Origin of the sequence: Exiguobacterium sp. 8A (genome assembly GCF_902506275.1) — a bacterium.
In the GTDB taxonomy this organism is placed as follows: Bacteria; Bacillota; Bacilli; order Exiguobacteriales; family Exiguobacteriaceae; genus Exiguobacterium; species Exiguobacterium profundum.
The window spans coordinates 2,472,534-2,493,078 of record NZ_LR733630.1 but is presented as its reverse complement, the minus strand read 5'-3'; the positions used below and the strand labels follow the sequence as shown (position 1 = coordinate 2,493,078).

The 20,545-nt window shown below is 47.8% G+C and carries 23 protein-coding genes; 10 read left to right on the top strand and 13 right to left on the bottom strand.

What is annotated here, in order from left to right; genetic code table 11:
• Window positions 1-15: 15 nt before the first annotated feature.
• Window positions 16-843, bottom strand: a complete 828-nt coding sequence (locus GVY42_RS13100; protein WP_236548964.1) for a CPBP family intramembrane glutamic endopeptidase — start codon at window positions 841-843, stop codon at window positions 16-18.
• Window positions 844-981: 138 nt separating this feature from the next.
• On the opposite strand from GVY42_RS13100, the gene GVY42_RS13095 reads away from it, so the two are divergent.
• Window positions 982-3,330, top strand: a complete 2,349-nt coding sequence (locus GVY42_RS13095; protein WP_159563470.1) for an EAL domain-containing protein — start codon at window positions 982-984, stop codon at window positions 3,328-3,330.
• Between the two features lie 37 nt (window positions 3,331-3,367).
• Here GVY42_RS13095 and GVY42_RS13090 read toward each other — a convergent pair whose 3' ends face one another.
• The 5 genes from GVY42_RS13090 to GVY42_RS13070 all read right to left on the bottom strand — a co-directional run bounded on the left by GVY42_RS13090 (window position 3,368) and on the right by GVY42_RS13070 (window position 8,874).
• Window positions 3,368-4,516 carry a mannitol-1-phosphate 5-dehydrogenase gene (locus tag GVY42_RS13090; protein ID WP_159563469.1) on the bottom strand — a complete coding sequence of 383 codons (1,149 nt, stop codon included), beginning with the start codon at window positions 4,514-4,516 and terminating at the stop codon, window positions 3,368-3,370.
• A complete protein-coding gene (locus GVY42_RS13085; protein WP_026824364.1) occupies window positions 4,517-4,948 on the bottom strand; it encodes a PTS sugar transporter subunit IIA in 432 nt (143 codons plus the stop codon). It lies immediately after the preceding gene.
• Between the two features lie 47 nt (window positions 4,949-4,995).
• Window positions 4,996-6,417, bottom strand: a complete 1,422-nt coding sequence (locus GVY42_RS13080) for a PTS mannitol transporter subunit IICB (protein WP_159563468.1) — start codon at window positions 6,415-6,417, stop codon at window positions 4,996-4,998.
• A 167-nt stretch (window positions 6,418-6,584) separates the two neighbouring features.
• Window positions 6,585-8,615: a PTS sugar transporter subunit IIA gene (locus GVY42_RS13075; protein ID WP_159563467.1), complete on the bottom strand. Its 2,031-nt coding sequence runs from the start codon at window positions 8,613-8,615 to the stop codon at window positions 6,585-6,587.
• Window positions 8,605-8,874 carry a hypothetical protein gene (locus GVY42_RS13070; protein WP_074034712.1) on the bottom strand — a complete coding sequence of 90 codons (270 nt, stop codon included), beginning with the start codon at window positions 8,872-8,874 and terminating at the stop codon, window positions 8,605-8,607. Before GVY42_RS13070 ends, GVY42_RS13075 begins: the two co-directional genes overlap by 11 nt.
• 285 nt (window positions 8,875-9,159) lie before the next feature.
• Here GVY42_RS13070 and GVY42_RS13065 point away from each other — a divergent pair, with 285 nt between their 5' ends.
• Window positions 9,160-9,645 carry a DUF4365 domain-containing protein gene (locus GVY42_RS13065; protein ID WP_159563466.1) on the top strand — a complete coding sequence of 162 codons (486 nt, stop codon included), beginning with the start codon at window positions 9,160-9,162 and terminating at the stop codon, window positions 9,643-9,645.
• A gap of 72 nt (window positions 9,646-9,717) precedes the next feature.
• Here the strand turns inward: GVY42_RS13065 and glmS are convergent, their stop codons facing one another.
• A complete protein-coding gene (gene glmS / locus GVY42_RS13060; protein ID WP_159563465.1) occupies window positions 9,718-11,514 on the bottom strand; it encodes a glutamine--fructose-6-phosphate transaminase (isomerizing) in 1,797 nt (598 codons plus the stop codon).
• Between the two features lie 414 nt (window positions 11,515-11,928).
• Between glmS and GVY42_RS13055 the strand changes: the two genes are divergently transcribed.
• Window positions 11,929-12,264, top strand: a complete 336-nt coding sequence (locus GVY42_RS13055; RefSeq protein WP_031424632.1) for a hypothetical protein — start codon at window positions 11,929-11,931, stop codon at window positions 12,262-12,264.
• 14 nt (window positions 12,265-12,278) lie between these two features.
• On the opposite strand, the gene GVY42_RS13050 is transcribed toward GVY42_RS13055, so the two are convergent.
• The 6 genes from GVY42_RS13050 to GVY42_RS13025 are packed head-to-tail and all read right to left on the bottom strand — an operon-like array spanning window position 12,279 to window position 15,008.
• Complete coding sequence (locus tag GVY42_RS13050; protein ID WP_159563464.1) at window positions 12,279-12,749, bottom strand: hypothetical protein; 471 nt, start codon at window positions 12,747-12,749, stop codon at window positions 12,279-12,281.
• Complete coding sequence (locus GVY42_RS13045) at window positions 12,736-13,254, bottom strand: hypothetical protein (RefSeq protein WP_159563463.1); 519 nt, start codon at window positions 13,252-13,254, stop codon at window positions 12,736-12,738. Before GVY42_RS13045 ends, GVY42_RS13050 begins: the two co-directional genes overlap by 14 nt.
• The gene (locus tag GVY42_RS13040; protein WP_159563462.1) at window positions 13,233-13,703 is read right to left on the bottom strand and encodes a hypothetical protein; all 471 of its coding nucleotides are present in this window, start codon (window positions 13,701-13,703) and stop codon (window positions 13,233-13,235) included. Before GVY42_RS13040 ends, GVY42_RS13045 begins: the two co-directional genes overlap by 22 nt.
• On the bottom strand, window positions 13,687-14,136 hold the full coding sequence (locus tag GVY42_RS13035; protein ID WP_159563461.1) for a hypothetical protein: 450 nt from the start codon (window positions 14,134-14,136) through the stop codon (window positions 13,687-13,689). Before GVY42_RS13035 ends, GVY42_RS13040 begins: the two co-directional genes overlap by 17 nt.
• Window positions 14,137-14,565, bottom strand: coding sequence for a hypothetical protein (locus tag GVY42_RS13030; RefSeq protein ID WP_159563460.1), 429 nt, complete (start codon window positions 14,563-14,565; stop codon window positions 14,137-14,139).
• The gene (locus GVY42_RS13025; protein WP_159563459.1) at window positions 14,562-15,008 is read right to left on the bottom strand and encodes a hypothetical protein; all 447 of its coding nucleotides are present in this window, start codon (window positions 15,006-15,008) and stop codon (window positions 14,562-14,564) included. The genes GVY42_RS13030 and GVY42_RS13025 overlap by 4 nt, the downstream gene beginning before the upstream one ends.
• A gap of 205 nt (window positions 15,009-15,213) precedes the next feature.
• On the opposite strand from GVY42_RS13025, the gene GVY42_RS13020 reads away from it, so the two are divergent.
• From GVY42_RS13020 to GVY42_RS12990, 7 genes are all read left to right on the top strand, one after another.
• Window positions 15,214-15,924, top strand: a complete 711-nt coding sequence (locus tag GVY42_RS13020) for a GntR family transcriptional regulator (protein WP_074034729.1) — start codon at window positions 15,214-15,216, stop codon at window positions 15,922-15,924.
• A 153-nt stretch (window positions 15,925-16,077) separates the two neighbouring features.
• The gene (locus tag GVY42_RS13015) at window positions 16,078-16,425 is read left to right on the top strand and encodes a PTS lactose/cellobiose transporter subunit IIA (protein ID WP_074034730.1); all 348 of its coding nucleotides are present in this window, start codon (window positions 16,078-16,080) and stop codon (window positions 16,423-16,425) included.
• Window positions 16,422-16,730 (top strand): PTS sugar transporter subunit IIB, encoded by a 309-nt coding sequence (locus GVY42_RS13010; protein ID WP_015880671.1) that lies wholly within the window; start codon window positions 16,422-16,424, stop codon window positions 16,728-16,730. Before GVY42_RS13015 ends, GVY42_RS13010 begins: the two co-directional genes overlap by 4 nt.
• Window positions 16,731-16,745: 15 nt before the next feature.
• Window positions 16,746-18,152 carry a GH1 family beta-glucosidase gene (locus tag GVY42_RS13005; RefSeq protein WP_159563458.1) on the top strand — a complete coding sequence of 469 codons (1,407 nt, stop codon included), beginning with the start codon at window positions 16,746-16,748 and terminating at the stop codon, window positions 18,150-18,152.
• Between the two features lie 12 nt (window positions 18,153-18,164).
• Window positions 18,165-19,493, top strand: a complete 1,329-nt coding sequence (locus GVY42_RS13000) for a PTS sugar transporter subunit IIC (protein ID WP_159563457.1) — start codon at window positions 18,165-18,167, stop codon at window positions 19,491-19,493.
• 74 nt (window positions 19,494-19,567) lie between these two features.
• A complete protein-coding gene (locus GVY42_RS12995; protein WP_159563456.1) occupies window positions 19,568-19,894 on the top strand; it encodes a hypothetical protein in 327 nt (108 codons plus the stop codon).
• Window positions 19,891-20,469 (top strand): hypothetical protein, encoded by a 579-nt coding sequence (locus tag GVY42_RS12990; protein ID WP_159563455.1) that lies wholly within the window; start codon window positions 19,891-19,893, stop codon window positions 20,467-20,469. The genes GVY42_RS12995 and GVY42_RS12990 overlap by 4 nt, the downstream gene beginning before the upstream one ends.
• Window positions 20,470-20,545 lie beyond the last annotated feature (76 nt).

Below are 20,545 nucleotides of genomic sequence, written 5' to 3'. Positions count from 1 at the left end.
CTTTTCTTTTTTGTCCTACTCTTTACCCTCACGCATCCGTTGCGTAACACTCGGGTATGAAGGAATCATTTCCTCGAGTGGCTCATAACTCAATTTACCGTACGTTTTCCAAATGACTAAAATCGCAGCGGTCCATAACGTGATTGTCAAATGAATAAACCCGATTGGATAACCACTTTCCGCTTCGAACCCGACCATCACGAGCATGACATTAAACATCGTATGCATGAGAAAGGCCGACCATAAATTACGCGACGAACCGTTGTATACCCAAGTGATGAGAATCGTATAAGCCATCACGGCTAATCCATATGCCCAAAACGATAGATTCGCTTGAACTGTTCCAACCATGAGGAAGAGCGGAATATGCCATAGCATCCAGATCACTCCGAGTGACAAGCTGGCTAGAAGCGGCGGGAGTCTTGATTGCAAGGCGTCGAGCAAATAGCCGCGCCATCCATACTCTTCCTGCACCGCCCCACCGAGAAATAGTATATAGAGAAAGTATGGGACGATCCACCACGGTTCGCGAACGAGTAAGGCATCGTTTCTATCCGTCCACCAATACGCCACGAGAAATAATAACGGCACCAACAAAAGTGGAGTCACATACGTCTTCCAACTCATCTGGAACTGAACGCTTTTCCGAAAAAGATGTGTCACCCCTTCCCCACCGCGAAGTCGATACATCGTGACGAACCCTGCAATGCTGGGTCCAAACGCTCCCGAAATAACGATTGCCATAATCGGTAAATCGGTCCACCAGTACAAACTTCCCCATATAAGCCATGAGTAGCCGAATGAGACCAATAAGAACAAGTGAATGTATTTATTTTTATACATAGTCAGCACCCCTTCAGCAATGTAGTACCCCTTATTTGATTGGAAGAATAGCATTTGAATCTTTTTATATGTAATTACAATTGTTCGGCATATAATAAAGTGAATCATAAATTAAAAACCCTATGAGGTATCGACACTATGGAACAGATTAGCACGCACACAACGAGTCATAATGGATTTTTGATGATGCTCGCTTTCCTCATTGCTAGCGTTTCAGCCTTGATGGCACTCGAATTAGCGAAGCGGGTCACAGGAGGTGTGACAACGTCTCATCGTACTTGGATTTTATTTGGTGGTACCACCCTAGGTCTCGGCATCTGGTCCATGCATTTTGTGGCCATGCTCGGTCATGCTTCTTTACACGAAAGCACGTACTCCATCTGGCTCATTATCGGATCGATGATTCCGGCGATTGCCGGGTGCATCCTGTCGTTCGGTTTGATTTCCCGAAAGACGACATGGATGACCTTACTGCAATCTTCCGGTTTGATGGGATTCGGAATTGTCAGCATGCATTATATCGGGATGACCGCTATACAAAGTGTTCAATTAGACTTTGATCCCTTATGGGTATTGATTTCGATTGGTATCGCTTGGGGCGCTTCCTTTCTCGCCTTATGGGTAGGTTTCTTTTCATCCTACTCTATGCAGCATTCCGCTTTTTCCGTGAAACTGATGTTCTCCCTTCTGATGGGGACAGCTATTTTCAGTATGCACCTTGCTGGAATGCGGGCAACGACCATTATCCCCGATGCTTCACCCGTCAGGCAGGTTCCGATTGATCCGACCCTACTCGCATGGTTAGTCACAAGCATCGTATTTCTCTTATTCGGGATGTACTTTATTGCGTATACGTTAGAACGACAAATCCAAAAACGTGACCTCTTCCAAACGACGATTTTAGAATCGACAACGGATGCCGTAGTGACAACGACAAGCGATGGTGAAATCCAATATCAAAATCAAGCGTTCGCTCACTTATTCGAGGGGCATGTAACAGAACCATTTTTTCAAGATTATCATCCTTTGCTGTCGGCTCAACAGCCGTTCTATCAGCCGGTACAAATTGACACGAATCATCGTACGTTAGAAGTGACGTCTTACCCACTTCAAGATGGTTCGAACAATCAAGTACTCTGGTTTATCCGAGATGTGACCGAAGCAGTCGCCTCTCAGCGTCTGATTGAACATATGGCTTTTCACGATGCATTGACGGATTTACCAAATCGGCATAAACTGGATGCCCTCTTGAAGGAATGTATCTCACAAGAACGTTCGGTCGCCTGTTTATATATCGACGTAAACCGCTGGCGTTTCCTAAGTGACATTCTCGGGCATCACGGAGCAGATGAGTTGATCATTCAAGTCGCTGACCGCCTCAAACATACGATTCACCCAGACGATGTGTTGACACGAATCGGACCATCCGAGTTTGTCATCTTACTATTTGCGCAACGAAGTTCGCTCGCTCATCAAAAGGCTGAAAAATGTATTAAGGCGCTTTCATCCAGCTTCGACGTGGATGGCACGACTCTTGAATTGACGATGAGTGCGGGAATCAGTCATTTCCCTAAGGATAGTGCTTCTTCCGAAGAACTTATTCAATTTTCTCGTCTTGCCGCTGATGAATCCAGACAGGATGGAGAGAATAATATCAAATTATTCGAAGAATCATCACGACCTCAACTCTTGCGCAATATCGAGATAGAAAAAGCACTCGTCACCGCACTAAGTAAAAACGAACTGACACTTGTCTATCAACCGAAAATCGATTTGAAGCGGAATCGATTAGAAGGCGTGGAAGCGTTACTTCGCTGGCAACATCCACAAATCGGAAAGGTTGCGCCATCTGACTTCATCCCGATTGCAGAAAACACGGGGTTAATTCATTCGATTGGTCATTGGGTCATTCGGGAAGGCTGTCGCACTTGGGTACGTTGGCAACGGACTGGGATACGTCCCTTTACATTATCCCTTAACGTCTCCCCCCTCCAATTTGCGCGCGAAGACTTTGTTGATACGCTACAATCCATTCTTTTGGAGACGGGGATGGACCCGATGTATCTCGAATTGGAAGTGACCGAGTCCTCGATGCTTTCATATGAGGCCTCGACTCGTGAAAAACTGACGCAGTTGCATCAGCTCGGGATCCTCATTTCTCTCGATGATTTTGGGACCGGCTATTCTTCTTTCAGCCAACTTCGGGAACTTCCTGTGCAAGTGCTGAAAATCGATCGAACGTTTATCGAAAACCTGTTCACCGACCGCAATCAAGAGGCCATCGTCCGCTCGATGATTCAACTCGGTCACAACCTGGGTATGAAAGTTCTCATGGAGGGTGTGGAAACATCCGCTCAACTCGAATGGCTACTCAAGGAATCGTGTGACTACGTACAGGGCTACTACTTCAGTCTTCCGTTGTCTGAGACAGACGTTCCGTTTCATGTCAAAGAGACGACCACCTATCTCGAGTTCGGGAAACACTAAAAATCGCTCCTGTCAAATAGACAGGAGCGATTTTTAGTTACGACACGCGTTCTTTTTCTTCTTCACGAATCAAATGATATTGATCGAGAATCAACTGAGTCAACGTGTCCCCTTCATGAAGATGAAGGTATTTTTCAATCGTTGACGAGATGCCGTGTTCTTCGATTGACAAGTTCAGCTCCGATGATTCCGAATCCTCCGGGTTGTAGTAATGAAGGGCTGCTGCAATCCCGTAAGCGAGTTCGTTTGGCTCGATGCCGTTATCCATCAATTCGCGTGCCGGTTTGACGAGACGGTCGCTCGGTCCAAGTTTACGAATCGGCGAACGCGCCACGCGCGACACTTCATCCTTCAGTTTCGGGTTTTCAAAGCGCTTGATGATTTTTTGAATGTATTGGCTATGCTCTTTCGCCTCGAATCCGTATTTCTCAAGCAATAACCAACCTGTCTCATACAATGCGCCTTGGACGACTTGACGCACGCGACGATCCTTCAACGCCTCGTCAATCGTTGCCTTCCCGAACAACGAGCCGATATAAGAGGCGATGGCGTGTCCCGTATTGACCGTGAATAATTTCCGTTCGATATACGGTCCGATCTCCTCGACCCACGTCACGCCTTGAATCGGTGGTTGTTCGTTGAGCCCTTGTGTCTCGATGACCCATTCATGGAACGTCTCGACTTCCACGTAAAGTGGATCCTCATGTTGTTGTAGCGGGACGATGCGGTCGACAGCCGCGTTCGGGAAGAAGACATTCGCCTCCCCGACACCGCCACACGCCTCTACTTCTTGACGAAGAATTGCACTCCCACCAATCATGTTCTCACATGCGATGACATAGACCGGTGCATCCTCGACTTCACGAGCACGAAGTCCTTCGCTGATCAACGGTGCCACTTTTGAGAGAAGTGACGGTCCGACAGCCGTCGTCACGAAATCTGCTTCTGCGATTAAGTCCACGACACGAGCCGGTTCTTTCAAACTATTGACACCGCGAACACGGTCGACGACGATACGATCGACGCCGTCTTCTGCGAACCCGACCTCATAATGACGTTTTACCTCAAGCGCTTCGATGACCGTGTCATTGATGTCGACAAACGTCACCTCGTAACCGCTTTGATTGAGCAATAATCCGATAAATCCTCGTCCGATGTTCCCTGCCCCAAAATGAACAGCTTTCATTTACGCCACCTCTTCCATAAAGAGCGCCAAGATTTCTTCTTTCGTTTTCGCCTGAACAAGACGCTCCACATTGCTTTCGTCCGAGCAGAGAATCGCGATTTGCGAAAGGAGCTCTAAATGTTCATCATTCACGCCTGCAATTCCGATGACGAGTTTGGCCGTTTGACCTCCAAAGTCGACACCGTCTGGTACTTGCAGGAACGAGATCCCCGTCTTCTGAACCGCTGATTTCGCTGCTTCTGTACCGTGTGGAATGGCGACGTGATTTCCGATATAGACGTTGGCGATCGCTTGACGTTCATGCATCGCTTCTACATACTCCGGCGTCACACAGCCGGCGTCTTGTAGGACGGCTCCGGCTGCTGTGATCGCTTCCTCTGTCGTTGCGAATGTTTGGTTAAGTCGAATCATCTCTGTTTGAATGAATGGCATTTTGATTTCCTCCTAATGGCTAAACCGTATCTCTATCTGTTCTGAGTTCAAGAAATTTTGCTGCGTTCCGCTTTAATTTCTTCTACCAATTGGTCGTAGTAATCGGCGTTCAAGAAGTTCGTGACCGAACGATGAATCGCATCCGGTGCTTGCGCTTCCGCACGCTCCGTCAAATCTTCGTGTGTGATGACGAACTGGGCGTCTTTCGGCAAGTTGCTGATGGACGTATTCGTCACTTTGATTGGCAAGTTCGCTTTGTTGACCTTGTTCCGGAGAACCGATGCTCCCATGGCACTCGATCCCATTCCAGCGTCACAAGCGAAGATGATGTGGTCGACTTTATCAAGACGATCTGTCACGAGAGCCGATGCGTAAGACTGTTTGCCTTTCATCGCACTCACGTTTTGTGTCGCTTCTTCGAGTGATACTTCCTCTGCTGCGCTCGATTTCAAGATGACACTCGCCACAGCGAACGTGACCGCTGCTGACAAGAGAATCCCTGCCACGAGTCCGAGATATGAACCGCGTGACGCCATCGCAAGAATGGCAAAGATACTACCTGGTGAAGCAGGTGCGACGAGACCGACATCAAAGAGTACGAACGTGAAGATTCCTGTTGCGCCCCCTGCGATCATCGCAAGGATCAAGACCGGCTTCATCAACACGTATGGGAAGTAAATCTCGTGAATCCCACCAAGGAAGTGAATGATGGCTGCACCCGGTGCCGTACGTTTCGCTGCACCTTTGGCGAAGAACATATAGGCGAGAAGTAATCCAAGACCTGGTCCTGGGTTTGCTTCAAGTAAGAAGAGAACTGATTTTCCAGCGTCGGCGACTTGATCGACACCAAGCGGACTCAAGATCCCGTGGTTGATGGCGTTGTTCAAGAAGAGAACTTTTGCTGGTTCGATGAACAGGCTCGCAATCGGAAGCAATTTCGCGCCGACGATCCAGTCAACACCTGCCGCCATGACTTTATCGAGGGCACTCATGATCGGACCGAAGATTTCAAATCCTCCAAGCATGAGAAGACCACCAATGATTCCAACTGAGAAGTTGTTGACGAGCATTTCAAATCCTGCTTTAACTTTGCCTTCAAGGGCACGGTCGACTTGGCGGATGACATAACCACCGAGTGGACCCATGATCATCGCACCGAGGAACATCGGAATGTCGGTACCAACGATGACCCCCATCGTGGCGAGTGCCCCGACGACACCGCCTCGTACGTCATGAAGTAATTTACCACCAGTGAAACCGATGAGTAATGGTAAGAGATACGTGATGGTTGGACCAACGAGTTCTGCTAATTTTTCGTTTGGCCACCATCCTGTTGGAATGAAGAGTGCTGTGATAATCCCCCAGGCAATGAAGGCGCCGATGTTCGGCATGACCATCCCACTGAGGAAACTACCGAACCGTTGTACTTTGACTCGGACCCCGCCCGAGCTTGCTTGCGTATTCGCCATGTATAAAACCTCCAGTCGTTTAAATGTGAAAGGTTGAATGTGTAGTGTAGCTAACCGGTTTGTGCTCTACACCTGTATTGTATGCCTGGAGTAAGCGCTTACTCAATTCAATCCAGTTCACACTTTGGCAACATTTTGTGCCAAACAAAAAAATGACCATGGTTCGGTCATTTTTCGTACAATGTTTCATGAATCATTTTCTTCATGCATTCGTGCAGGAGTAAACGAAGATCTTCTTTCGTTCCCGTGCTATAAAGACGCATATGCTCCTCACTCTCAATGAGCGACCCGCTGATCGCACTTAGGAACTGAAGCTCGACGTCACGTGCTTCTTCCGGTGCAAGCAAGACAAGGAGACGTGTCACGGGTTCGGTCGACTGATCCATCATAAGGAGCGGAATCGACGTCGTTAAATCAAACGCAAACACACTCGCCTTCTCAATCGAGGCATGTCGTCCGTGGAATAACGCCAGTTTCGTACCCGGCACACCAAGGCCCGCGACCTCGTGACGACGAAGCAGTTGGGCAGAGAGCTGAATCCCGCTTTGTACGAGATCACGTTCTTCTAAATGTGTACCGATATCAAGCAAGATATCTTCTAAACGGTCCGTATTATTGAGCGTGACCAAATCAAACTGGTCATCCATCCGCTCGAACGTCTCGACCAATTCCCCGAGTTCTGCGAAATCAAGCATCGTTGACCGCGGCTTCGTTGCGAGTGTCTGAAAGGATTGCGGTAATGACAGTAAGAGATGGCGGACGCGTTGCACTTCTTCACTCGTCAAAAGCGGGTTGACGATTAACGTTGGTACCGATAGCGGTGGCAACGGTACCGTCGACAAGATGACATCATATTCTTCCAATCGGTGCTGTTCGAGTCCGAAAAGTGATGAGTTGACGACGTCTTGCATCTCTGGGAACTCTTGGCGTACCCGATTGACGAGCATCTTCGACGAACCGAGTCCGGCCGAACAGATGACGAGCGCCCGATATTCGCGGCGGCGCACCGGTTTGACGAGTGCTGCCGCAAAGTGCATCGCCCAAAAAACCGTTTCTTCTTCGGAGAACGTATTCGTCCCAAAGACGATGTCGGCGGCCTGTTGAATCGCCGAACGAAGTCCCGGATAGTCGCGGTCGATGTGGGGCTTGACCGTACTCGTCTCTGGTAGCGCCTGCGTATTCATACTCGAGAGGATGTGAGCAAGCAGTCCTCGTTCGAGAGCCGCGTCATCCGTAAAGGTGAACCCGTAGATGAGCGAGACGTGATGAATCAGTTTATGCACCCGAATCTGCATGATCCAGCGTTCTTCCTCGTCTTCTTTCATTTGATCTTTAATTGAGCGCAGACGATTCGCCTCTTCCGCGAACCAGACGCGTTCCGCCATCGAGTAAGTGATACCGAGAGCCGCTTCCATATCGGTGGCGACTTTCAGATAGTCCTCGGACCGTCCTTTCGTATACATCTCTAAAAAGAATCCAGACGCTAACCGCTCTTGTTGCACGCCGTAAGCGAACGTGACTCGCATGATGGTGCGGTCGTCCATCCGCTCAAACGAACGGGATTTCAAATAATCATAACCGTCTCGAAGACCTTCAAGCATCTCCTCGCATGGTACCGTCTTCAAAAAAGCAGGAATGTAGTCGTCTTCTCCACGGACGAAGCGATAAAATGCGAGCGTGTCCCAGTGGGCAAGCAGAGCGTTGATGAGTAGCTTACGCTTCTCGGACTCATAACCGAGCACTCTAGCCCCAACACCTTTTTTCCGTTCAACTTCTAAATGATACTCTTCGAACCATCTGTCCAATTTCTCTAAGTCTTGCGTCAACGTGCTCGGCGAAACGTGCATCTGTTTAGCGACCGCCTGCAATTTGAGTGTATCGTTCTCAAACAAGAGACGCCACGCCAGTTCAAATAAGCGGTCCTCGCTCGTGGGGATCGCTTCTGCAGATAAGATGAGATCTTCTCGTAACTGTTGTTTCGCAGCTGGTTTGCCAACCAGGCTCAGTCCATGACCGCGTTGCCAAGCGAGTTCAAGTTCGAACTCTTTTAAGATGCCTTCAAGTAATTGTCGTTCTCGTTGAATCGTGCGCTCAGACAAATTCACCGCCTGCGCGATTTCGGCGAGCGGTGTCGATGTCTCAGTTGCCAATAAGTGTAGTAAAATCGACCGCTCTCGCGCGGTCCACTCATGTCTCATGCTCATCCATCCATTCTTCGACAAGTAGTCGGTATTCCTCGAGCGACAGGAGTTGTCGGACTGACCGGACACGTGCGGTTGGATGGGTGACCGGGGTCGCCCCTTCCTGATAGAGAATCAAATCCACCTCATTCGGGATGTTTTGAATCGTTCCGTGCGTGATCGTACAAGACAAGCGCCCCTCGCTTGCCTGCGCGAATAACTTCGCCGCCATCGCACTTGTCACAAACCCGCTATGGCAAGCAATGTATACGTTCATGTCAGCCCTTCTTTCGTCGCTTATCTTTATCTAATCATAAGTTGGAACCGCTTACTTCTCCTACTATTTTGCTTGTTGGCAAAGATATCGGCAAGGAGTAAAAAGGTTATGTCTACGTCACTAGACTCACTCCTTAATAAGGAGCTAAAGTCTTCATGAAAGTATTCATCTACGGTTTAATCGACAGTTCATTAAAGATATACTTTTAGATTAAAATATCTATTCTTGTAATGAATTGTATTATAATTTATTACATCTTGTATTTACAGAGAGGAATGGACAGAATTGCCTAACTTTAATTGGGAGCATTTAAACCACTTACAGCTCGGAAGATATGCAGAGTACTATGCAAAAATGGAATTCGCGTCCTACGGATGTGACGTCTATACATCAGAAGTAGATGATCACGGAGTCGATTTTGTCATCAAAGATTCCAATAACCGCTTTTGTGAGATTCAAGTAAAAGCAATTCGTAATTCAGGATATGTTTTTATGCAAAAAAGTAAATTCGACCTTACGAATCCAAACCTTTATTTGACACTTCTTTTATTCACCCAAGACGCACACCCTGAACTTTATCTAATCCCTAACGTCGCTTGGTTAGCCCCAAATGAATTATTCGTTGATCGAGATTACGATAAACCCGGACAAAAGAGTAAACCTGAGTACGGATTAAACATTTCAAGAAAGAACAAATCCTTACTTGAACACTATCGATTCGATACAATGATTCAATCATTTATTCTAAGGCAATCCGAAGGAACTAATTAAAAACTGCACTTTGTATGTTGAAAGTATCCAACAAACAAAGTGCAGTTTTTATTAACTCAGCCTCTTCATTATTTATTCCACTGTCACCGATTTCGCCAAGTTACGTGGCTTGTCGACGTCACAGCCACGGGCGAGCGCCGCATAATATGCCATCAACTGAACCGGTAAGACGTTGATGAGCGGTGCCATGAGTGGCTCGACGTGCGGCAAGATGAAGTCATCATTCTCATGTTCCACGCCTTGCATCGAAATGATACAGGCGTTCGCGCCACGGGCGACAACCTCTTTAACGTTCCCGCGAATATTCAAGTTCGTCTTCGGTTGTGAGATGAGCGCGATGACCGGTGTCCCGTCTTCGATCAAGGCGATTGATCCGTGCTTCAGTTCCCCACCTGGGTACCCTTCCGCTTGGATATACGAAATCTCTTTTACTTTGAGCGCTCCTTCGAGACAGACAGAAGCGTCAAGTCCACGACCGATAAAGAACGTGTTCGGTGTCGTCTTCAAATAACGTTCCGCAAGGTCTTCGAATAACTCTTTTTGCGCCATGATCGAGTCCATGATGGTCGCGACACGGGCGAGCTCCGGCATGAGATCAAACGGCAATTCTTTCCCTGTCGCACGGGCGATGTCATATGCGAGAATCGCGAGAACGGCGATTTGCGCCGTGTACGCTTTCGTCGAGGCGACCGCGATCTCTGGTCCTGCATGGAGGAGCATCGTCTCATTCGCTTCGCGTGAGAGCGTCGATCCCGGTACATTCGTCATGGTGAGCGCTTTGTATCCCCGTTTCTTCACTTCGACGAGGACGGCACGGCTGTCCGCCGTCTCACCGGATTGTGATAAGAAGACGAACAACGGACGTTCACTTAAGAGCGGCATATTGTAGCCGAATTCAGAAGAAACGTGCACTTCTGTCGGAATGCCGGCGATGCGCTCCAAAATATCTTTTCCGACGAGTCCCGCGTTATAGCTCGTCCCACATGCGACGATATAAATCCGGTCCGCTTCCGAAACGAGTTCACGCACGCCTTCCGTGAGCTCGATGTCACCGTTCTCGTTCTGGTAGTGCTGGATGATGTTGCGGATGACGGCTGGCTGTTCGTCCATCTCTTTCAACATGTAGTGCGCGTACGTGCCCTTCTCGATATCTGACGCATCGATCTCGGCCGTGTATGGCGCGCGTTCGAGCACGTCACCGTCGAGCGTTTTGATTGTCGCCGACTCACGTGTGAGGATGACGATTTCACCGTCGTGGAGCTCGAGGTACTGGTCTGTCACCTGGAGCATCGCCATCGCGTCTGATGCGACGACGTTAAACGTGCCGTCCCCGAGTCCGACGAGGAGCGGTGACTTGTTCTTCCCGATATAGAGGCGTTCTTTGTCCTCTGAGTCGATCATCGCGATCGCGTACGAACCGTGGAGGTCCGAAAGCGTCTTGCGGAACGCCGCCTCGACATCACCGAGCTCGACGAAGTGTTTCTCCATGAGTAAGACGATGACTTCCGTGTCCGTCTCTGAAAGGAACGGGACGTCGAGCGTGGCTTTCAATTGCTCGTCGTTCTCGATTACGCCGTTATGGACGAGCGTGAATCGTCCAGTCGTGCTTTGGTGCGGGTGGGCGTTCGGAACGCTCGGTACCCCGTGTGTCGCCCAACGTGTGTGGCCGATTCCGATTGTTCCTTCAGCATCAGCCGGTACAATGTCACGGAGTGCTTGAATCCGTCCTACTTCTTTAAACGTACGAACGTCCTCACCGACTAAGGCAATTCCTGCTGAGTCGTAGCCACGATACTCAAGCTTTTCAAGCCCTTTCAATAAAATCTCTTTCGTTCCAACTTGTCCAATCATTCCTACGATTCCACACATAAACAAATCTCCTCTATTCTTCGATTTCTCGAAAAAGGAAACGGGCTTTTTTGAGTGATGTCATCAAGTCTCGTTTTGTCCGCCCGGTCACCCGAACGTTTTATCAAGACTCTCTCAGTCGTGACACGCGACTGGAAGGCATCCGCCGAAATCTCGATCACCTTCGTCCTCGTCAACTCCGCAGAGTTCTGGCGCTTCCACTTCATATCTAGCCGTTTCTCCAGATACGCTTTCATGCTATCGAGTACAAGGCGTGTTGGATAGAGAAATTGTTAAAGTAGTCGCTAAATACTTTTTTACCGTTCATGTAAAAGTCACCACTTTCACTAAAAAGCCATCAATCCATCAGGTTTTCGAGTAGGGAGAGAACGGGCATGATACAAGTAACGATATTTAAAGATGGAGGGGAATGAGATGGCAAGTCTATTTTTAGTAATCGGAATCATATTATCTGTCACATCAAAATGGCTGCAATTAAGAGGTCAAAGTGATGTTGGTGACCTACTTGTTTTTCCAGCAGCTTTTTTCCTAGGACTCGCCCTTCTCTTTAGCCTTCCATTCTTTAAAGAATGGTGGGAAGATCCTGCATCGCGCCCAAAAGCTTATCGATTTGCGACATTTGCAACAGTCGGTGTACTTTCGTTTCAATTATTTGCTTGGCTCTTATTTGGTCAAGGTGAATGGCTAGGTTTTCTTTTCCTAATTCCTTTCCTAACCTGCCTCTACTTTGTTATTCGAACGGTCATATAAAATGGGAGAGACGCTCACGCGCTCCCCCATTTTTGTTCTTCTCTTAATTCACGTTCCGTGACATAGTTCTCATCAAGTCGGACCATATGTTTTTCATACAATCGATGCATCATCATAGAACTCGGTATGAGCACTGCAATCGTTACAAAGAAAGCAAGCGTCGAAATCTGCCCTGTAACTGTGAAATATAGAAAGACGATGACAAATGGGTACGCAATCAAACCAGTGATTGAGTTCCAATGCGCGAGTCGTTTTGCTTCTCTCGATAGCAAATAGCGCTTCTTGATTGCTTCTCGGTCCCACGTCTTCTTCCATGCAGGTAAGGCAGCGATTTCTGAAATCAACAATACACCTACCAACGAAATCCAACCTTTCTCTACAGCGAAGAAAAGCATGAGTGCAAGCGCGCCGCTCATCATACTAACAGTCCACTTTCCCGATTCATCGAATTTAGTCAATTCTCTCATCTGATCACGTTTGTTCACGACGTTGCTCCTTCTCGTATTCGCGGACTTCACGAATTTCTTTTAAATCTTGATCTGTCAAATAGTTTTCGTCATAAGATTGAATGACGCGGTCGAACCGCTTCGCCAAGTATTCAATCCCGAAAAACGTCAGTTGCGAAAGGAGGAACATACGGAACGATTGTGTGCTCGTCGCTTCACTCGTGAAATAGAAGAGTCCATAAATCCCGACACCCGTCAAAGCGAGCGTGTGCGCGATCATTTTGAATGACAAGAGGTTACGCGCCGTTTGATGCTTCACGAAACGCAACCACATCCGATATTGGATAAAAATACCCGTCAAGATTGCGGCGAGCACCGCATATAATGTTCCCGTGACGACACCATCTGAGAGTGTCCAATACGAGGCATAAATCAAAAAACTGACGACGAGTCCGATGCCGATGATGCCGACACCCCATTTCGTCAAGCGGTCTACTTTTAGAATCGTGTCGATCTGCGCTTTTACTTTTGGTGATAGTTCCATATGTTCTCTCCTCCTTCCAACACTTCTTCATACGTCGGTAGTTCTGACTGATGAGCATGAATCCGCTCTTCCCACTTCTTTTCTCGATACGATTTCGTCAACCCCCAAAGGGCGACGATCCCGCCAATCAGGATGAAGGCATCTTCGTTCACATACATCGGGATGAAGAGCACAAATAACGAAACAGCACTAATCCAACAGTCAACGAGTCGATAGCGTAACACGCGAGCGACCGCTTGATGTTCGGCAAAAGGGCGAATGACTCGATATTCCATATATCCTTTATAAGCCATGCCCATGGATACGACCAACATGACGGGGATGATCCATGTCGCCTGTATCCGTAACATGGTGATGAACGAAATGAGGAATATGACGAGTACCGGCCAGCCAAAAAACCGTTCGAATTGTTTGGCATGCGTTATCGTGAGTTCAAATTGACGGTCCATTTAGTACACTCCCTTCAATCACTTCCTCATACGTCGGTAATTCCGGATCGATTTGTTTAAGTTGCTTCGTGAACCACTTCTGCCGAATCGGACTGAGTACTCCCCATATCCCAAAAAAGAGACCGATCACGAGACCAAAATCTTCCGCTGTCAGAAGTGTCACCATGAGCGCCGTCAACAAAATCGCATCCACCCATTCGAATACGTATTGGAATATAAGCATTCGATGAGCTTTCGGATGTTTTGTCATTCGCCACATGATACGCATCTCTTGATAGCCCATCACGACGATGATCACGGAGACCGACGCCATGATAGGGATAAGCCACATTTTCTCTAATAAGAGAGCGACAATCATGGCCGTGACATAAAGAATCAAGATGGGTACGGCATAACGTCGCATTCGTCGCATCCACTTTACGTCTTGTGCCACCTATATCGCCTCCTTGTCGAAATGTATATACTCCATATCTTGTTGTTTCGTTTGTTTGTTCACGTTCAACGTTAATAGCATTGCACCACCAATGAATACCGTGACACACACATACGCCACGTTTGATGTGAACAATAGTTGATGATTCAACGCGAGGAAAAAGGCAGCACTGTTGAATCCGTCCCGAACGAGTTGACGACGATACAATCCTTTCAGTTCTGGGTGAAACCTCAGACGCATTCGATAGCGCTTCACATATAAGATGTTCAGCGGAATGAGCGCACAGGCGATATATAACACGCCCCACGTAAGGTCATCTGTTAATAAACTGATCGGTAACATCAGTACTACAAATGTTCCAAACAGGCCGAATATCCATTGGTCGAATAAACGCTTCCATGCTTTTTCTTGTGTCATGCGTCTAATCATTGATTTCGTCGCTCCAAATCTAACTGCTGTAACAGCGGAACACGTTCATTTAACCTTTTTTGAAACATCCGTGACATCTGATCGCTGACTGCTCCCCATACGAGCAATCCGATCGCTAACGTCAAACTGTCATATTGAAAGATTAGCAGAGCCGAAATCAAGGAGACGAGAACACCCGAACTGATCAAATCATACAGTAGGTTCCATTTTAGTAACTTCACGACATCTCGATCTTTCATATGCGTACGACGCATCCGATACTTTTTCACGTCTAATCCAATCATGGCCATTCCAATCAAGACGAAAGGGATTGTCAACCAGACGTAACGTCCGAAAAAAGATAAAATAATGGCCGTCACAACAAACACCAATAATGTATAGCCTACCCGAAGGTGTGACTTGCGCCATGTGGTTTCTTCCATATGCCAATGTGCCTCAGTCAACTAGAGCACTTCCTTTCCTTCTTATGCATTACTACTATATACGTACTCTATGCCCTCATTGTTTCACATTTTCCGAATATTCTAGCATTGAATCGTTCGACTTTTTTCAACAATTGACGAACGAAACGTATCCGCTTACAAAGGTTATCTGCTATACTGTTACCAAATTCATTCCCACAAATTTTTTTGAAAGGTGTAGAACTGTATGTCTCCGAAGTACAAGCAAGTTGCGAGTCAGATTGAAGCGGACATCGTCAATCACGTCTACCAACATACGAATAAATTATTGACCGAGGATGAGTATGCCAACAAGTATGGCGTCAGCCGCAACACGGTCCGAAAAGCGATCGAGATCCTCGTCAACAAAGGATACGTCTATCAAGTTCAAGGGAGCGGCGTCTTCGTCCGTGACCATTACAATAGTGATTACATCAATTTAGAAAAACTCCAAGGTCTCACAAGTGACTTCAGCGGTCGAAAAGTCGAAACACGCGTCTTACACTTCGAACAGACGGTGGCGAACGATGAGGTCGCCGAACGTATGAAGTGCCCGATCGGGACACCTGTCTACTTCGTGAAGCGTCTACGTCTCGTCGATGACCACCCGTTCTCGGTAGAGGATTCATACTTCCGAAAAGAGCTCGTCATCTACTTGGATGAGAACATCGTTCAAAAGTCGATCTACACGTATTTACGAAACGACCAAAAACTTGCCATCGGATTCGCCGACCGAGTCATTTACGCAGACTTTTTAGATTCAGAGTCCGCCGACCTGCTCGACCTGAACGAGAATGATCCAGCCTTGATCGTCGACAACACCGTCTATTTGACGAACGGACAAATCTTCGACGTCTCTCGTTCCATCCATCATTTTAAACATGTCAAAATGCTCAAAGTCTCGAACATCAAGTCCTAAACGCGCCCGAGAGATGCTTTTCTCGTGCGCATTTTTTATGCATTTTTTTCGAAAAGAAAGGGTTTACACGAAAACGCTTTCGTGCTACTATCAACGTGTATAAAATATTTGTACCTATGAATTTTAGTTATCCATACAAAAAGGAGAGATATTATGGTTTCTGAAACAATCGAAATCTCACCGGAAGATATTTTCGGTCTCATCGCCCTCTCGGGTGACGCCAAAGCGAGCTACCATCAAGCGATGCTCCTCATGCAAGAAGGAAAGAAAGACGAAGCCGAAGCAGCAGTCGTTGCTGGTGACGCGACATTAAAAGAAGCACATGCGATTCAAACGAAATTCGTGACGCTCGAAGCACAAGGTAAATCAGCAACGGTCGGTGTCCTCATGGTGCATGCGCAAGATCACTTGATGAACACGATTCTCGTCAAAGAAATGCTTGGATATATGATGAACATGCAAAACGAAATCAACGAATTGAAAGGAATGGATCAACAATGATTAAAATCGGACTCTTCTGTGCGGCAGGTATGTCAACAAGTATGTTAGTAGAAAAAATGAAAGCGGTTGCCTCTGAACGTGGCATCGAAGCTGAAATCGCAGCTTACCCAGAATCGGAGATGGAAACTTACGTCGACAACATCGACGTTGCACTTCTCGGACCACAAGTGAAGTACCTCCTTTCAAAAGGGAAGCAAATCTGCGAACCAAAAGGTGTTCCAATCGACGTCATCAACACAGTCGACTACGGCATGATGAACGGTGCGAAAGTATTAGACCACTCATTGAAACTTGTAAATAAATAAACTGAGGTGATGACTTTGAAAATGCCTAACAATTTCTTGTTCGGCGCTGCTTCGGCCTCTTACCAGGTCGAAGGCGCATGGAACGAGGACGGGAAAGGCCTCTCGAACTGGGACGTCTTCTCGAAAATTCCTGGTAAGACATTTGAAAACACAAACGGCGACGTCGCAGTCGACCATTACCATCGTTATAAAGAAGACATCGCGCTCATGGCGGAGATGGGACTCGAATCGTATCGTTTCTCCATCTCATGGCCGCGTATCTTCCCGAACGGTACGGGTGAAGTGAACGAAAAAGGACTCGAGTTCTATAACAACTTGATCGACGAATGTTTGAAACATGACATCGTCCCATTCGTCACGCTCTACCATTGGGACCTCCCACAAGCACTTGAAGAAAAAGGCGGCTGGAAGAACAAAGAGACAGTTGACGCATTCGTCCGTTTCGCAGATACTTGCTTCCAATCGTTCGGTGACCGTGTCAATCACTGGATCACGTTCAACGAAGCGGTCATCTTCTGCTCACTTGGATACTTAACAGGCGCACACCCGCCAGGTATCGAAGGCGACGTCAAAGGCTATTTCCAAACGACACATAACGTCTTCGTCGCTCACGCCCGTGCCGTTGAGCTCTTCAAACAAAACGGTCACACTGGCGAAATCGGGATCACACACGTGTTCAACCCGGCGTTCAGTATCGATGATGCAGAGGAGAACAAGTTTGCCGAAATGCATGCGAACGCTTATGCGACACATTGGTTCTATGACCCGATCTTGAAAGGTGAATATCCAGAGTACGTCGTGAACGGCTTACATGAACAAGGTCTCCTTCCTGAAATGACAGAGGAAGAACTCGACGTCTTGAAACGTACCGCTCCGATGAACGACTTTATCGGTCTCAACTACTACAGCCCGCAGCGCGTCATGAAAAATGACTCGGCGCTCGTCATGGCGGGTGGACGTGAGAACTCGACAGGTCGTCCGGGTAACCCATCATTCGATGGCGTCTACAAGACGGTCAAGATGGATGACAAAGTGTACACGAAGTGGGATTGGGAAATCTCACCGGAAGCGTTCCTCGCTGGGATGCACATGCTGAAAGATCGTTACGGCGACGTCAAAATCTATATCACAGAGAACGGTCTCGGTGATGTCGACCCAATCGTCGACGGTGAGATCATGGACACGCCACGGATCGAGTACATCGAAGGACACCTTCGTGCAGTCAAACATGCTGTTCAACAAGGCATCAACGTTGCAGGTTACTATGCTTGGTCTGCAATCGACCTACTCAGCTGGTTGAACGGTTATAAGAAACAATACGGCTTCATCTATGTCGACCACAACAACGGTCTCGCACGGAAGAAAAAACAGTCGTTCCATTGGTATAAAGAGATCATCGCCACGCGCGCTGAAGACCTATAAGGAGGTTCCCCTATGAGCCGCTTAGAAAGAGTATTTGAAAAGTTCACCCCTGCTTTTGTTCGCTTCGCGAACGCCAAGCCCGTCCTTGCGATTAAGGACGGGTTCATCCTCACGATGCCGATGACCATCATCGGGTCGCTGTTCCTTCTCATCCTGGCGTTACCGATTCCAGGTTGGGCTGACTTCATGTCAGGTCTATTCGGGGCAGACTGGTCACTCCCGCTCACGCAAGTCGTCGGCGCGACGTTTGACATCCTTGCTTTGATTGGTGTTTTTGGAATCGCTTACTCGTACGTCAAGAACGAAAAGATCGAAGGCGTGCCAGCTGGTATCCTCGGAATCATCTCGTTCCTCATCATCACACAAGCTTCTGTCTTGTCTGAATCTGGGGAATTCGTCGGTGGCGTCATTCCAAAAGTATGGACAGGTGGACAAGGTGTCCTCGCTGCCATCCTCGTCGGATTGACAGTCGGATTCATCTACTCGCAGTTCATCAAACGCGGGATCAGCATTAAAATGCCAGACGGTGTCCCGCCAGGCGTATCGAACTCATTCTCTGCACTTGTTCCTGGTTTGGCGATCATCTCGCTCGCCGTTGCGACGTTTGCGATTTTCCAAGCGGTTGCAGAGCGTACGTTCACAGAAGTCATCTATGATGTGCTTCAAGCACCACTTCAAAACTTGACTGACACACTCGCTGGAGCCGTCATCATCATGGTGCTCATGTCCGTCATGTGGTGGTGTGGGATTCACGGTGCCGCAATCCTCATGGGAATCATGGGACCACTTCTCACAGCGAACGCACTTCAAAACCAAGCCATCCTCGATGCAGGTGGCACGCTTGTCGCTGGTGAGAACGCAAAAATCGTTACGATTCAATTCCTCGATGTGTTCACGAAACTCGGTGGATCAGGAATCACAATCGGCTTCATCATTGCCGTCTTAATCGTTGCACGCTCGGCACACTTGAAGCAGCTTGGGAAGTTGTCACTTGCACCAAGTATCTTCAACATCAATGAGCCGGTCATCTTCGGGATGCCAATCGTCTTCAACCCGATCATGTTCGTCCCATTCGTCGTCGTACCAGCCATCGCTTCATTCATGGTCTACTTTGCCATCCTTTGGGGTTGGGTCGAGCCGTTCAACGCGCTTCAAGTACCATGGACGACACCTCCAGTCATCTCTGGATTCTTGATTGGCGGATGGCGCGCTGCCCTCTTACAGATTGCAACAATCGCCATGGCCGTTGCCGTCTACCTTCCGTTCGTTCGCATTCAAGACCGCGTTTCGTACGGTGAAGAATTGAAAGCACAAGAAGAAGCAGACAAAGCATCAGCCTGAAACAAAAACGACAGCCCTTCTCAATAATGAGGAGGGCTGTTATATTTAGGGAAAAGAGTCAAGGAGTTGGAAATTTGAAAGCATACTATCCTTCTATATTCGCCGTTATCGCTGGTCTGTCCGGATTACTCGGACTGTTGCTTCAATCGGTCTACCCCATCATGTTGTTTCCTGTCTTTTTACTCATTGCAGGATACTTTGTGGTACATACGAAGAAGCAGAAAACAATCGTACGAAATTATACGCCGAGCTTTCTGATCCTATCGAGCGCCGCCCTCGCATTCGGTCTTGGCTTCCAATCCATCATTCCGAACGCCATGCTCATCGGAATCTTGACTCATACAGTCTGTCTCTTCTGTGCCATCATCGCACTTGGACGATATCGGGCACATGTCTCATGAAGGCTGTGACTGGACTCGGTTGGGGCGCATTGATTCTAGCGCTCGCCCTCGCCCCGCTATTGATCGTCGATTTGATTATCATCTATCTGCTTGAAGACACAGCATTCCGAATCTTATCGACTCTCGCGATGCTCGGTTGTTTCTACCTATTGTCGACGATCCTAAGTTTGTTTGTTGATGGGTTAACGGGAGCGTTACGCTCGCTTGGTCATGCGAACGTACCGCGTCTAATCGACACCATTCTGCACGGAACAGTGAGCGGAATCAGTCTATACGTCGTACTGACACTCTTTCCGTCTATCGATTTATCGACGCTCACTGTCATGGCGATTGTATTCGTACACTTATTCGGTTCATCATTTTGGCTAAATCGTGAGAATTCGAAAGAAGACGTACCTCTTGAACTTGATTCAATCGATCAGCAGATCATCCACCTGTTACGAACCGAAACAATCGTGTCCTGCGTCGAACGCATCCAGCATGATTACCCAGATTTACCGAAACGGGACGTATTGAAACGAGTCAAACAAATCAGTCAATCCAACGAAGTCACCGAACCGCTTCATGGTCGGTGACTTTTGTGCGTCATCACGAGCGAATCGTGAGATTTATCCTGGTGTTTCGTTGCCCAATCTATGTAAACAAACGCCA